Genomic DNA, 1670 nt, shown 5'->3' on the forward strand with positions numbered 1-1670 from the left:
ACGTCGTCATCGCATCACCAGACGCTGCTGGAGCAGAAGCTGCTGCAGGACGAAGAGGAGCGCAAGCGCCACGGGGGGCCGCTGATCTAATCAGTTACCCGAGCGCAAGCTGAGCAAGGGGTCCGGAGACGGACCCCTTGTGTTTTCATCGTCGACCAGGACCACCGCACCGATGGCCTCCGCGCTGTCAACGCCACTCGTCGCACACCCCATCCGCGGGGTCCACCACCCGACCTAACGTCCCATTCACGTGGATAACTTCACGTCGACATGGTCGTTACATTTCTTAAACAAGTCGGGAAAGCAACACTTTTTGCGAAGATCTCGCAAGCCCCTAGAAACCTAGGATTGCGGTATCTGAAACCGGATCGTTCGTCCGATGCAGTCTCCCCGAACCGTCCGCGCCGCGGCTTGTGCCCCCTGCTGCGCACTTCTTTCCTCAAGTTTTGCAAAGCCAGACCGAAATGCCGATGAACGGCTAAAGGCAAATTTCTGGTTTGTCTGTGACGAATCGTTTCGCACCGCGGGTGCGGCGATGGTCAGCAGCCCCCTTTACTGAGCGAGCTCCTACATGGCTTCCATCATTTCCAACCTGTCCACGACTCAGATCGCGCAGCTGTCGACCACGACACTGGCCCACCTGACGTCCGCCGACTGGGCCGCCTTCAGTTCAGACCAGATCCAGGCGCTGACCACCAGCCAGGTGGGCAGCCTCAGCTCCGCCGCCTTCAGCTTCATCAGCAGCAGCCAGTTCGCCGCCTTCGAGGTGGCCGACCTGGCTGTCATCAATTCCGGCGCGCTGCGCTCGCTGAGCAGCTCGCAGCTCGGCGCGCTGGCCTCGGACCAGGTGGCCGCCTTCACCAGCACCCAGCTGCCCCAGCTCACCACCGGCCAGATCGCCGGCATGGGCAGCGACACGCTGAACGCGCTGACCAGCACCCAGATCCCCTCGCTGACCAGCGGCCAGGTCGCCGCCATCGGCACCGCCCAGGTCGGCACGATGACGACCGAGGACATCGTCGCCCTCGGCACGTCCGGCATCCGCTCGCTGACCAGCAGCCAGCTCAACGCGCTGAGCAGCGACGGCCTGATCGCCATCACCACCGACCAGGCTGCCGCGCTGAAGTCCACCCAGCTCGCCGGCCTCAGCACCGCCCAGATCGCCACGCTGGCCACCGATGACCTGGTGGCCATCGGCACTGCCGGCATCAAGGCGCTGGGCTCGGCCCAGATCCACGCGCTCAGCACCGACGAGATCGTCGCGCTGAGCACCGCCCAGGCCAATGCGCTCAGCTCGGCCCAGGTGGCCGGCCTGGGCACCGCCCAGCTCGCCAACCTGGAGACCGACGACCTGCGCGCGCTCAACAGCGCCGCGCTGCGCGCGCTGTCCAGCAGCCAGCTCGGCGCCCTCTCCAGCGACCAGATCGGCGCGCTGACGACCGCCCAGGTGGCCCAGCTGAGCACCGCGCAGATCGCCGGCCTGGCCAGCGACACGCTGAACGCGCTGACCAGCTCGCAGATCCCTTCGCTGACCAGCGCCCAGGTCGCCGCCATCGGCACCGCGCAGGTCGCCACGATGACGACGGAAGACGTCGTCGCCCTCGGCACCGCCGGCCTCAAGGCCATGGGCTCGGCCCAGATCCATGCGCTGACCACCGGCGACATCGTCG

The 1670-nt window shown here is 66.2% G+C and carries 1 pseudogene; it reads left to right on the forward strand.

Annotated elements, in window-relative coordinates:
* Positions 1-571: 571 nt before the first annotated feature.
* Positions 572-1670 (forward strand): annotated as a pseudogene (locus B0W88_RS31610) (heme utilization protein); the annotation flags it as partial.

Source organism: Pelomonas sp. KK5 (assembly GCF_001984095.1).
Taxonomy (GTDB): Bacteria; Pseudomonadota; Gammaproteobacteria; order Burkholderiales; family Burkholderiaceae_C; genus KK5.